The following is a 12,525-nucleotide window of genomic DNA, read 5'->3' as shown; positions in this document are numbered from 1 at the left end:
TCGACGTGTTCGTCCTGCGGACCCGGTCCGTCCGACCGGGACCACCGTGGCGTCCGCGCGGGTGCGCACGGACGCCACGGGTACGAGGGGGTGACCCGGTGGGGCCACCGTGGTCGGTCAGCCGCCGATCGCCGAGCTCACCTCGGTGGTGAACTGCGACGCGACGTCGGCCGGGCTCATCTGTCCGAAGATGAGCTCGGTGTTGAGGCGGGTCGTGATCTCCGGGACCTCGGCGGCACCGGTCGGCGGGACGGGCGGGCCGTCGACGATCTCGGTCTGCAGACCACCGAGGAACTCGGCGGACAGCTGGTCGGCCGGCTCGAGGTCGCCCGAGATGGCCTCACGGACGTCGAGGTTCGCCGGCAGACCACGGTCGGCCAGGATCAGCGCGCCGGCCTCCGGGTCGTTGAGGAGGAAGTTGACGAACTTCGCGGCGGCCTCCGGGTGTGCCGACTCCTTGGAGACCGAGTAGTACATCGCGGGCTTGAAGTACATGCCCGTGCGGTCGAACTCCGACTCGCCCGGGACGCGGAGCAGGGTGAGCTCGTGGCCGGCCGCGCTCGAGATGGCCGGGAGCTGGTTGGACCACCAGAAGCCCATCGCGCCGGCGCCGGTGCCGAGCAACGACTGCTCCGGCCCGCCGTCGGCGATCTCCACGCTCTTCGCCGGGTCCGGCTGGCCGCCGCCCTCGATCATGTCCATCGTGAGCTGGTTCCACTCGGTGAGCAGCTCGTCGTCGTAGCCGACCCCACCGTCCTGGCCGTACAGCGACTGGCCGTGCTGGCGCGCGTAGATGGTGAAACCGGCCTCGTTGCCGCCGAACTCCTGCATGCCGTAGACCCCGTCGGGGGTGTTCGCAGAGATCTCGTTCGCGATGTCGACGAAGTCCTCCCACGTCCACGTGGTGTCGTCCGGCATGTCGACGCCTGCCTGCTCGAAGATCGCCGGGTCGGCCACGATCGCGTACGCGTTCACGCCCGTGGCGACGCCGTACAGCCCACCGTCGGTGGTGCCGGAATCGAGGATGCTCGGGTCGATGGCATCCGTCTCGACGCCGATCTCGTCCAGGTCGGCCAGCACGCCGCGAGACGCGTAGTCGCTGAGGTAGCGCTCCTCCTGCGTGATGACGTCCGGCGTGTCGCCGCCGGCGACCGTCGTCGCGAGCTTGTCCCAGTAGCCGCCCCAGTCGGTGAAGTCCGGGACGACGGTGATGTCCGGGTTCTTGTCCTCGAACAGGTCGATGACCTGCTGGGTCGTCTCGTGGCGATCGTCCGAGCCCCACCAGGAGAAGCGGATCTCCACGGGTCCGGAGTCCTCGGAGGCGGTGGTGTCGTCGTCGTCGCCGTCACCGGGGGCAGCACCGTTGTCGCCGTTGCAGCCGCTCAGGGCGAGGGTACCGACGGCGAGCAGCGCACCGATGCGCCACCAGGTACGGGTCGGTCGGGTCGAGCTGTTCATCGTGCATTCTCCTTCGGGTCGAACGTCGTCGTTCTTGGCTGACCGTGCATCGCGAGAGGCCGTGAGGTGGCCGGCACTACTTGATCCCCGTCGTGGCGATGCCCTTGACGAGGTACTTCTGGCCGAACAGGAACACCAGGAACAGCGGGAGCAGCGACACGATCGACATCGCGAAGAGCGGTCCCCACGAGCTCTCGCCCGTGGAGTCGATGAAGGTGCGCAGCGCCACCGGCACGGTGTACATGTCCGGACGGGTGAGGAACACGAGCTGGCTGAAGAAGTCGTTCCAGGTCCAGATGAAGGTGAAGATCGCCGTCGTGGCCAGCGCGGGGACGGACAGCGGGAGCATGATCCGCAGGTAGATCCGGCCGTGACCGCACCCGTCGATCCGCGCGGCCTCGTCGAGCTCGGACGGGATCCCGCGGAAGAACTGCACCATGAGGAAGATGAAGAACGCGTCCGTGGCGAGCAGCTTCGGCACGATGAGCGGCAGGAACGTGTTGATCCAGCTCAGCTCGGAGAACAGGATGTACTGCGGGACGATGATCACGTGGATCGGCAGCATGATCGACATGAGCATGATGGCGAACCAGAGGTTCCTGCCCCGGAACTGCAGGCGCGCGAAGGCGTACGCCGCCATCGAGCAGGAGATCAGGTTCCCGATCAGCGAGCCGGCGACGATGATCATGCTGTTGAGCAGGTAGTGGTCGAACGGGTGGAGCAGCGCCGTCCAGCCGTCCGTGTAGTTGCTCAGCGTCACGTCGCTGGGGATGAGTCCCGGCTCGCGGAAGATCAGGTCGTTCGGCTTGAACGAGCTGACTAGCATCCACAGCAGCGGGTAGAGCATCGTCAGGCCGAACAGGATCAGCCCGGTGTGCTTCAGCACCGATCGGAGGTTTGCGCGCCAGCGGCTCGGCGTGGTCGCCGGCTCCGGGTACTGGTCGGCCACCTCGGTGAGGGTGGGCTTGTCGGTGGGTGCGTCGTGGCGCACGGTGACCTCAGTCATTGTAGAAGACCCAGTACTTGGAGGCGAGGAAGTTGATGGCGGTCATCCCGGCGACGATCGCCAGCAGGAGCCACGCCATGGCGGACGCGTAGCCCATGTCGAGGGCCGTGAAGCCCTTCTGGTAGAGGTACAGCGTGTAGACCATCGTGGAGTCGGCCGGTCCGCCCGTCCCCCCGCTGATGACGGCTGCCTGCGTGAAGGTCTGGAAGGCGTTGATCAGCTGCAGGATGAGGTTGAAGAAGATGATCGGCGTCAGCATCGGGAACGTGATCGCGGTGAACTTCCGGATCCTGCCGGCACCGTCGATCGACGCGGCCTCGTAGTACATCTGGGGGATCTGCCGGAGCCCGGCGAGGAAGATGACCATGGGGGCGCCGAACGTCCACACGTTGAGGATCATCAGGGTGCCCAGCGCGTAGTCCGGGTGCGAGACCCAGCCCTGGCCCTGGATGCCGAAGAGCGCGAGGAACTGGTTGACGAGCCCCTCGGCACCGAACACCTGGCGCCACAGCAGGGCGACGGCGACGCTCCCGCCCAGCAGCGACGGCAGGTAGAAGACCGACCGGTAGAAGGCCAGTCCCCGCAGGCCCTTGTCCAGCAGGAGCGCGAGGCCGAGCGCCGCGCCGAGCTGGAGCGGCACCGAGACGAGGACGTAGGTGAAGGTCACCTGCAGCGCGTTGAGGAGCCTCGGGTCCTCGAACATCCGCGTGTAGTTGTCCAGACCGATCCACTGCGGCGGCTCCAGCAGGCTGTAGTCGGTGAAGGACAGGTACGCGGACGCCACCATGGGGCCGACGGTGATGAAGGCCAGCCCGAGGAACCACGGCGCGAGGAAGACCACCGCAGCCCGGCCGTCGAAGCGGTGCGCCGCGGAACGACTCCGCCCGGCCTTGCCGGTTCCCTTCACCCGTCGGAACTCATCGACGATCGCCATGCCACACCTCCTCGTGTACGGCGCCGTGGCGCCGGTGCCGATGCGTTCCCACCATTGGGACACCTCCGGATCTGCGTCGACCGTGCCGGCTCCCATCGGCGGGAAACCGGTTCCAGGTGGGGAACCTAGCACACGGGGAACCGGTTTCCAATGGTGTACGGTCACCACTGTGAAACGGTGTGGTCACCGGCGACCACGCTGCACGAGACCCCAGGAGACGACATGCCCGAGGCGAGGCAGCGGCGCGCGGTGCAGCGCGGCGCGGCGCACCGCGCGGTGACGATCGCCGACGTCGCCGTCGCGGCCGGCGTCTCCCGCGCGACGGTGTCGCGGGTGATGAACGGCCGGTCCACCGTCGACGTGACGATCAGCGAGCGCGTCCGGGAGGCCGCACAGGCGCTGAAGTACCGTCCGTCCACGACCGCGCGCAGCCTGTCGCTCGGTCGGACGAACACGGTCGCGCTCGTCGTCCCGGATCTCGGCAACCCGCTCTTCCAGCAGGTCCTGCACGGCGTGACGAACGCCGCCGCCCCTGCGGGCTACCGCGTGCTGCTCGCGGACACCGCCGAGGACCCGACCGACGAGGCCGCGATCGCGCTCGAGGCACGCCTGCGGTGCGACGCCCTGGTGCTCGTCTCACCGCGCATGCCGGACGCCGAGCTCGCCGCGCTGATCCCGAACGTCGCTCCCGTCGTCCTCGTCAACCGCGAGATCCCGGGGACCGAGGACGTGCCCTGCCTCGTCGTGGACTACGCCTTCGCCGCCGAGCAGGTCGCCGAGCACCTCCACTCCCTGGGCCATCGCCGGATCGCCTATCTCGCCGGGCCTCCCGGCAGCGCGTCGGACGCCCTGCGGCGCACGGGACTGCGGCGGGTGCTCGACCGCCACCACGACATCGAGCTCGTCGACCTCCCCGCGGGACCGGACATCGCCGCCGGGCACGGTGCCGTCGACGAGGTGCTCGCCGCCCGGCCGACGGCTGTCGTCGCCTACAACGACCTCGTCGCGTTCGGTCTGCTCGCCGGGCTCAACGAGGCCGGGGTCGCCGTGCCCAAGGACATCTCGGTCGCGGGCTTCGACGACATCGACCTCGCCCGCTACGCCACCCCCTCACTCACCACCGTCGCCGTGCCGCAGGCCGAGCTCGGTCGCCACGCCTGGAAGGAGCTGTCCGCATTGATCGAGTCCACGGGGCACCCCTCACGAGCCACCCGGTTCGAACCACGCCTCGAGGTGCGGGCGAGCACCGGTCCGGTGCCGCGTCAGGTCGCGAGCGCGAGAACCGCACCGCGCCCCAGCGCACCGGTGACCGTCGTCGCCGAACCCGCCGGGGTGCTGCCCACCACCCACGCGGTCCGCTGGTCGCCCGAGGGCGACTCCGTCGTCCTGCGCTGCGGCGACCTGCGGCTCGCGGCGTACCAGCAGGGAGACCGGCTGCCGCCCGTCCACTCGCCGCGCTCGCACCTCCACCCGGTCCACACCCTCGCCGGTGTCCCGCTCACGGACTCCGGTCCCGTGGACCACCGCCACCACTACGGTGCGTCGATGGCGGTCGCCGACGTCAACGGGACCTCCTACTGGGGCGGGCGGACGTTCGTCACGGACGTCGGCCCGACGCTCCTGCCCAACCACGGGCGGCAGATCAGCCGCTCGCTGCTCGTCGACCCCGTCCAGACCCACCTGCTGTACGACGCGGTGCGCTGGCACGACGAGCACGGCGTGCCCCAGCTCGAGGAGGAGCGTCGGCTCGACGCCCGGGTGATCGACGACAGCACCTGGGTGCTCGACTGGCGCTCCACGCTGCGCGCCGACCGGGGCGCGCTGATCATCGGCTCCCCCGCGACGAACGGACGCCCCGGCGCCGGCTACGGCGGGTACTTCTGGCGTCTTCCCACCACCGGCTCCGTCGAGGTGCTCAGCGCGACCGGAACCGGCGAGGCCCTCGCGCACGGTGGTTCCTCACCGTGGGTCGCGTTCGTCCAGCAGCACCCCACGCACGCCACGACCCTCCTGCTCGTGCAGCACGGCGAGCCGCTGCCGTGGTTCCTGCGGGCGTCCGAGTACCCGGGTGCGGGTCCCGCGCTGGCGTGGGACGAGCCGCGGACGATCCCGGCGGACTCGTCGTTCGAGACCGGCGCTGCTGCCGTGCTCGTCGACCGCGCGCTCGAGCTCGACGAGGCCGCCGTGCTCGCGGAGCAGGTCCGATGAGCGCGACTCCCGTCGCGCTGCTCGGCGTCCACGGCCACGGCGGCTCGCACCTGCGCCGGATCGCGGAGCTCGCCGCCGACGGGCGGGTCCGCCTCAGCGCGGTGGTCGACCCGCGGCGCCCCGACGATCCTCCGGCACCCTGGTTCCCGACCCTCGGCGACCTCCTCGCCGACAAGGACCCCGACGTGCGACCGGAGATCGTCGTGATCTCGACCCCGATCCCCACGCACCTCCCGCTCGCCCGGGCCGCGATGGAGGCGGGGCTCGACGTGCTGCTGGAGAAGCCGACCGCTGCCTCCCTCGCCGAGCACACGGCGATCGTCGAGACCGCGCAGCGGACCGGGCGCCTCTGCCAGGTCGGATTCCAGACCTTCGGCTCGCACGCCGTCGACGCCGTCATCGAGCTCGTCGCGGCCGGCGAGATCGGCGAGCTCGTCGGCATCGGCGCGGTGGGGACATGGGTCCGCACGCGCGGGTACTGGCAGCGCGCGGCATGGGCCGGGCGACGGCGACTGGACGGTCGCGACGTCGTCGACGGGGTGGTGACGAACCCGCTCGCCCACGCGGTCGCCACGGCCCTGCGTGTCGGCGGTGCGCGCACCGCGCAGGACGTCGCGCACGTGGTGACGGACCTGCACCGCGCCAACCCGATCGAGGCCGACGACACGTCCTCGCTCCGCATCGTCGGCCGGGACGGGCTCCCCTACGGCGTGGGGCTCTCGCTGTGCGCGCCCGAGCGGACGGCCGCCCGGGTGCTCGCCCTCGGCACCGAGGGCGAGATCACGCTCGAGTACGAGCACGACCGCGTCACGCTGCGCACGCCGCGCATGCAGGTCGAGAAGTCCTACGGTCGCACCGGGCTGCTCGAGGACCTGCTCGCCGCGCGGGCCGATCCCGGCCGCGCGCTCGCGTGCGACGTGCGGGAGACCGGCGCGTTCATGCGCGTCCTCGAGGCCGTCCGCACGGCCCCCGACCCGCACCCCGTCGCCGAGGACGCCGTCACCTGGCTCGGTGAGGGCGACGACCGCCGACCGGTGGTCGACGACGTCGAGCGCTGGTGCGAGGAGGCGGCGCGCACGGCGCGGACGTTCACCGAGCTCGAGGCGCCCTGGGCTCGCTGACCCGCCCGGTCAGCGAGCGAGCAACCAGTCGACCTCGCGGCGCAGGAGCTCGCGGCGCGACGCCGAGCCGTACGACTCGACACCGTGGCCCAACCCGTCGTAGACCGCGCGCGCTCCGCCGCTGACCCAGGCGACGGGGTGGTCGGAGCCGTCGTGGTGCGCGGTGAGCAGCACGCGCGAACCCGGGTCGACGACGAGGTCGAGGTACCGCTCGTCGTCGGCCACGACGGGTCCGAGCCCGTCCGTCACGGGGTGGTCGCCGGCGGCGGTGAACGTCGCGACGTCCTGCGGCGGGTGCCACGAGGTCCCCGGGACCCAGCGGCCCCCGAGGAGATCCGGCCAGTGCGGGTCGTCCGCGAACGTGTTGGCCGCCTGGTGCAGCCCGAGCAGCGCTCCGCCGTCCGCGGCGTAGGCGCGGACTGCCGCGTGCGCGGGTGCCCACGCGGCGTCGTCGCCGTCGAACGCCGGGTCCGGCCGGCCGCGACCGGCGTTGACGACCACGAGGTCGAACGCGCGCAGGTCGGCGAACGCGCCCGGGACCGTCCCGCGCACCTGGACGTCCAGAGCCTCCTCGGCGAGCAGGAGGGCCACGACGTGGGACGTCGCCGCGTGGTCGTGCCAGGGGTCCTCGTACCGGCCGCGACCGGCGAGGACGAGTGCCCGGGATGCGGAGGTCATGCTCCCATCGTCGCAGCGCGATCAGGGCTCGTGGCGCACGGACGTCGTCGACCGGCGCACGACGGCGCACGGCGCGGCGGACCTGCTGGGAGCCACCGGCGTGCGTCGCGGCGAGCGGCTCACGCGTCGTAGCGGAAGGCGTCCCACGCCCCGAGGAGATACTGCACCCCGAGCGCCCGGTCGTAGAGCCCGTACCCGGGGCGGGGCCTGTTCGTCGTGTTCTCGTCCCACAGGTGGCGCCCGTGGTCCGGTCGGACGTACCCCTGGTAGCCGGCCTCCGCGTAGGCCTTCATGATGCCGGTCGTGTCGACGCTGCCCTCGCACGCCCGGTGCGCGACCTCGGTGAAGTCCCCGCCGCCGAGGTGCTTGATGTTGCGCACGTGCGTGAAGTGGATCCGGTCCATGAACGTGCGCACGGCGTCGACGGCGTCGTGCGCAGGGTTCGCGGAGAAGCTGCCGAGGCACAGCGTGAGCCCGTGGTGGGGACTCGGGTGCAGTGCCAGGACGCGCGCGAGGTCCTCCTTGGTCGAGACGACGCGCGGCCAGCCGAACACGTCGAACGGCGGGTCGTCGGGATGCACGCCGAGCCGGACGCCGGCCTCCTCGCACGCGGGGATCACGGCGTCCAGGAAGTACCGGTAGTGCTCGTACAGGTCCTCGTGCGTCACGCCCTCGTACGCGGCGCTGAGCTCGGAGAGGCTCGCGAGCCGCTCCGGCTCCCAGCCCGGCAGCGTGAGCCCGTGGGTCTTCGCCTCCATGTCCGCGACGAGGCTCTCGGGCGACGTCGCGTCCACCACGGCCTGCTCGAAGAACAGCGCCGTCGAGCCGTCGGGCAGCGGGCGCCACAGGTCCGTGCGCAGCCAGTCGAAGACCGGCATGAAGTTGTAGCAGACGACCTTCACCCCGGCGCGGCCGAGGCGCCGGATGGTCGTGACGTAGTTCTCGATCGCCTCGTCCCGGCCCATGCCCAGCACCGTGCGGCCGAGCTTGATCGACTCGTGGACGTTGACGGACTCCACGACCTCGGCGTCGAACGTCCGCGTCACGCCCCGAGCACGAGCCTCGTCCGACAACCCCGTGATCCGCGCGACCTCGGCGTCGATCTCCGCCTGCGCCCACGCCTCGCCGGCCTGCTTGTCGTGCAGGCTCCACACGATCGTCTCGACGCCCGGGATCTGACGGACGTGGTCGAGCGTGACGGTGTCGTTCCCGTCCCCGTACCACCGGAAGCCCATCTTCACGACGTCACCCCGGCACGCGTGGCGGCGACGAGATCGGCGGCGACCGCATCGGCGAGCTGGTCGAGCGGGTCCCGGCCGTCGGTGTCCGGACGGATCCCCGGCAGGAGTCCTGGCAGCCGCACGAGCGCACGGACCGCGGCGCCGTCGTCGTCCGCGGACTCCACGAGCGCACGCAGCTCCTCCGCGCGCGGGTCGTCGACCGGGCGTCCGGCCCGGACCTCCTCGACGACGAACCCTGCCCACGCCGCGAGCGCCGTGACGACGCCCGTGGGCGGATCCCCGCCCGCGGACCGGTCCGCGAGGCGGTCGGCGAGCGTCCCACCCCACCGGAACGGGATCTTCTGGGTCCCGTCCATCGCGACCTGGCGCGTCGTGTGCCCGGTCGCGGGGTTCGCGAACCGCTCGAGGAGCTGCTCGGCGTACGTCGCGAGGTCGATGCCGTCCGGCGCGTCGAGCGTCGCGATCGCGTCCCCCTGCAGGGCGCGGGCGCGGGCCGCGAGCACGGGGTCGGCGACGGCCTCGGCGATCGTGGCGTACCCCGCGAGCGAGCCCGCGTACGCGAGGAGCGAGTGCGCGCCGTTGAGCAGGCGGAGCTTGGCCCGCTCGTACGGCGCGACGTCGTCCGTGAACGTCGCCCCGCCCCGCTCCCACGCCGGCCGCGGCCCGGCGAATCGGTCCTCGACCACCCACTGGAGGAAGGGCTCGGCGACGACGAGGCCCTCGTCGCGCGCGCCGAGCAGCGCCTCGACCTCGTCGCGCTGGGCGGTCGTCGTCGCGGGGACGATGCGGTCGACCATGGAGCACGGGAAGGTGACCGACGCCGCGAGCCAGGCCCGCAGGTCGTCGCCGTCCGCGCCGGGCAGGGCTGCGTCCACGGCCTGGCCCACGAGCGCGGCGAGGACACGGCCGTTGTCGGCGACGTTGTCGCAGCTCAGCACCGTGAGAGGTGCTCCCCCGGCCCGACGGCGGGCCGCGAGCCCGCGGACGAGGAGCCCGACGGCGCTCGCCGCCGCCGCCCCGTCGCCGGGCTCCGCGACCCGCTCCTCGCGGGCGAGGGCGTCGAGGTCCGCGCGCACGGACCCGACGTCGAGGCCGCCGTCGGCCCCGCGCGAGTAGCCCTTCTCGGTGACGGTGAGCGTCACGACGTGCGTCGTCGGCGCGGCGAGCGTCGCGAGGACGCGCGGCGTCTCCTCGGCCGGCCACGCGACGTCCGTCACGGACCCCACGACGCGCGCGCTCGCGCCGTCGGGCCCGACCGTGAGGACGGTGTAGACGCCGCCCTGCGGGCGCAGCTGGTCGCGGACGGACCCGGAGCGCTGCGTCACGCCGAGGATGCCCCAGAGCACGTCGCCCGTGGCGAGCGCGGCCTCCTCCGTCACGACCGCCTGGTGCGCGCGGTGGAACGCGCCGATGCCGAGGTGCACGATCCCGACCTGCGTGGGGCGGACCGGCGCGGGCAGTCCCGGCGGCGGTGCGTCCCGGTGCAGGCGGGCGTCCGCGGTCGGCACGTCGGTGGGGGTGGCGGTCGGGGCGGTCACACGGCCTCCTGCGGGTCGGTGGTGGGGCGGTGTGCCCCGGAGGGCACCGTGGTCGAGGCGAGGACGCGCGGGACGGTCGTCGAGCCGCGGACGACGAGCTCGACGGGGAGCTCGTCCGTCGGGCCGTCGGCGCCGTCGTGGGCACGACGGCCGGTGCCGTCGACGGCGTGGTCGTCCGACGCTCGCGTGGAACGGGTGGGACGCCGCGCGTCGAGCGCAGCGAGGAGGCGGTCGACGGCGCGCGCGCCGAGCTGTGCGAGGTCCGTCCGGACGGTCGTGAGCGGCGGCGAGGAGAGGGTCGCGACGAACGTGTCGTCGAAGCCGACCACGCTGAGGTCCTCGGGGACGGACACGCCGCGCTCGCGCAGCCGGGCGACGAGACCCAGCGCGACCAGGTCGTTGTAGGCGAGCACCGCGGTCGCGCCGGACGCGACGACGAGGTCGGCGGCGGCCCGTCCGCCCTCGACCCGCGGACGGAACGCGCCCAGGGCGACCGTCTCGACGTCGGGACAGCGGGACTGCGCGAGCTCGAGGCCCGCGCGTCGGCGCCCGTCCGACCACGACCGCTCCGGGCCGCCGACGTAGGCGACCCGCCGGTGCCCGAGCGCGCGCAGGTGCTCGACCGCGAGCACGACACCGCGCGTGTCGTCCGTCGACACCGAGGGGACGTCGTCGATGCGGAGGTTCACCAGCACGACGGGTGCGTCGCGCGCGGCCTCGAGGTCGGCGACGACGGCGCGCGGGGAGCACAGCACGAGCCCGTCCGTCTGCGACCGCAGCCCCGCGACGAGCTCGGGCTCGAGCACCGGGTCCTCCCCGGCATCGACGACGAACACCGCGTGGCCCGTCCGCCGGGCGCGCGCCTGCACTCCCTTGGTGATCGACGCGAAGTAGGGGTTCTCGAGGTCGGGGACGACGAGGCCCAGGGCCCCGGTCCGTCCGGCCCGGAGACCGCTCGCCGCCCGATTCGGCCGGTAGCCGAGCCGGGACGCCGCGGCGACGACACGGTCGCGCGTCTCGGTCGCCACCCGGTCGGGCTCGGCGAGCGCACGCGAGACCGTCGAGACCGACACCCCGATCTCTCGGGCGACGTCACGGGCTGTGACCACGGCACTCTCCTCGGACGGCGGGTTCTGGTGGGACAATGCTCTGGCGCCGCGGGATGTCCGAGCGCAGATCTGCGAACGATTGTAGCCTCTATCGCTCCCGTTCAGAGCGGTGATCTTGGGTCATTCTGCAATCGTTCGCAACGATCGGTCCTGGATCTGGCGGGACGGCGTGGCCAGCTCGGACGGACGGACCGTCGCGCCGGTCTCGGCCGCCGCGTAGATCGCGCACAGGAGGCGGACGGTCTCGACGGCGTCGTCGATGCCCACCGGGACCGGCGACGCCGAGTCGAGCGCCGTGACGATCTGCCGCCACTGGGCGAGGTGGCCCGCGTGGCCGATCGCGAGGGGGTCGGCCGCTCCGCTCGCGATCGCTCCCGAGCCCGGCGCCGGGACGCCGGGGACGTCCCACCGGAGCACGTCGCCCTGGCCGAGCTCCACGGCCCCCCGCGCGCCGAGCAGCGTGATCGTGGCCGGGAAGCCGGGCGGTGTCGTCGTCGTCGTCGTGACGACCCCGAGCGCACCGGACGTGAACCGCACGGTGGCGACCGTCGTGTCCTCGGCCTCCATCGCGTGCCCGAGCGTCCCGTGCTGCGCGGTCACGGAGTCGACCGGGCCGCACAGCCAACGGAGCAGGTCGAGGTTGTGCACGCCCTGGTTCATCAACGACCCCCCGCCCTGCGCCGTCGTGGACCGCCACCCGGCCGCGCGGTAGTAGTCGTCGTCCCGGAACCAGTGGACGTGCGTCGTCGCGAGCCGGACCTCCCCGAGTGCCCCCGTGTCCACGGCTCTCTTGAGCGCGACGTGCTCGGGCTCGAAGCGCCGCTGGGAGATCGTCGAGACCATCAGGCCCCGCTCCCGGGCGGCTTCGGCGACGCGCAGCGCGTCTCCCACGTCCAGCGCGAGCGGCTTCTCGACGACGACGTGCCGCCCCGCCTCGAGGGCCGCGAGCGCCAGCTCCGCGTGCGTCCCGCTCGGCGAGCAGACCGCCACGACGTCGACCTCGGGATGGGAGATCACCTCCTGCGGCGCGAGGTGCGCCGCGGGCCAGCCCGCGAGCGCCTCCTCGCGCGCGGGACCGGCCCCGCCGCTGTAGGCCACCAGCCGCACGCGCTCCCCCAGCTCACGCAGCGCCCGCGCGTGCATCGTGGCGATACCGCCCATGCCCACGACTCCGACGCCGAGGCGGTCCGTGCTCATGCCGTCGTCCTCCTGCTCCTCGTGTCGTCCCTCAC

Annotated in this window: 10 protein-coding genes; 2 read left to right on the top strand and 8 right to left on the bottom strand. The window is 72.6% G+C overall.

The window, feature by feature from the left end; translation table 11 throughout:
• Positions 1–117: 117 nt before the first annotated feature.
• The 3 genes from IF651_RS10090 to IF651_RS10080 all read right to left on the bottom strand — a co-directional run bounded on the left by IF651_RS10090 (position 118) and on the right by IF651_RS10080 (position 3,398).
• Positions 118–1,458: an ABC transporter substrate-binding protein gene (locus tag IF651_RS10090; RefSeq protein WP_191828987.1), complete on the bottom strand. Its 1,341-nt coding sequence runs from the start codon at positions 1,456–1,458 to the stop codon at positions 118–120.
• Positions 1,459–1,534: 76 nt separating this feature from the next.
• Positions 1,535–2,464: a carbohydrate ABC transporter permease gene (locus IF651_RS10085; RefSeq protein WP_191828986.1), complete on the bottom strand. Its 930-nt coding sequence runs from the start codon at positions 2,462–2,464 to the stop codon at positions 1,535–1,537.
• On the bottom strand, positions 2,457–3,398 hold the full coding sequence (locus tag IF651_RS10080; protein ID WP_191828985.1) for a carbohydrate ABC transporter permease: 942 nt from the start codon (positions 3,396–3,398) through the stop codon (positions 2,457–2,459). The genes IF651_RS10085 and IF651_RS10080 overlap by 8 nt, the downstream gene beginning before the upstream one ends.
• 222 nt (positions 3,399–3,620) lie before the next feature.
• On the opposite strand from IF651_RS10080, the gene IF651_RS18225 reads away from it, so the two are divergent.
• Both IF651_RS18225 and IF651_RS10070 read left to right on the top strand, forming a co-directional pair.
• Positions 3,621–5,606, top strand: coding sequence for a DUF6807 family protein (locus IF651_RS18225; protein WP_191828984.1), 1,986 nt, complete (start codon positions 3,621–3,623; stop codon positions 5,604–5,606).
• Positions 5,603–6,727 carry a Gfo/Idh/MocA family protein gene (locus tag IF651_RS10070; RefSeq protein ID WP_191828983.1) on the top strand — a complete coding sequence of 375 codons (1,125 nt, stop codon included), beginning with the start codon at positions 5,603–5,605 and terminating at the stop codon, positions 6,725–6,727. The genes IF651_RS18225 and IF651_RS10070 overlap by 4 nt, the downstream gene beginning before the upstream one ends.
• A 9-nt stretch (positions 6,728–6,736) precedes the next feature.
• On the opposite strand, the gene IF651_RS10065 is transcribed toward IF651_RS10070, so the two are convergent.
• From IF651_RS10065 to IF651_RS10045, 5 genes are all read right to left on the bottom strand, one after another.
• A complete protein-coding gene (locus IF651_RS10065; protein ID WP_191828982.1) occupies positions 6,737–7,405 on the bottom strand; it encodes a ThuA domain-containing protein in 669 nt (222 codons plus the stop codon).
• Positions 7,406–7,524: 119 nt separating this feature from the next.
• Positions 7,525–8,640, bottom strand: a complete 1,116-nt coding sequence (locus tag IF651_RS10060) for a mannonate dehydratase (protein WP_194720103.1) — start codon at positions 8,638–8,640, stop codon at positions 7,525–7,527.
• Positions 8,641–8,642: 2 nt separating this feature from the next.
• Positions 8,643–10,184, bottom strand: a complete 1,542-nt coding sequence (locus IF651_RS10055; protein WP_338403892.1) for a mannitol dehydrogenase family protein — start codon at positions 10,182–10,184, stop codon at positions 8,643–8,645.
• Positions 10,181–11,293: a substrate-binding domain-containing protein gene (locus IF651_RS10050; RefSeq protein ID WP_191828980.1), complete on the bottom strand. Its 1,113-nt coding sequence runs from the start codon at positions 11,291–11,293 to the stop codon at positions 10,181–10,183. The genes IF651_RS10055 and IF651_RS10050 overlap by 4 nt, the downstream gene beginning before the upstream one ends.
• A gap of 120 nt (positions 11,294–11,413) precedes the next feature.
• A complete protein-coding gene (locus IF651_RS10045; protein ID WP_191828979.1) occupies positions 11,414–12,490 on the bottom strand; it encodes a Gfo/Idh/MocA family protein in 1,077 nt (358 codons plus the stop codon).
• Positions 12,491–12,525: the final 35 nt, after the last annotated feature.

This window comes from Cellulosimicrobium arenosum, assembly GCF_014837295.1.
In the GTDB taxonomy this organism is placed as follows: Bacteria; Actinomycetota; Actinomycetes; order Actinomycetales; family Cellulomonadaceae; genus Cellulosimicrobium; species Cellulosimicrobium arenosum.
This window is presented reverse-complemented; position numbering and strand designations above follow the sequence as displayed.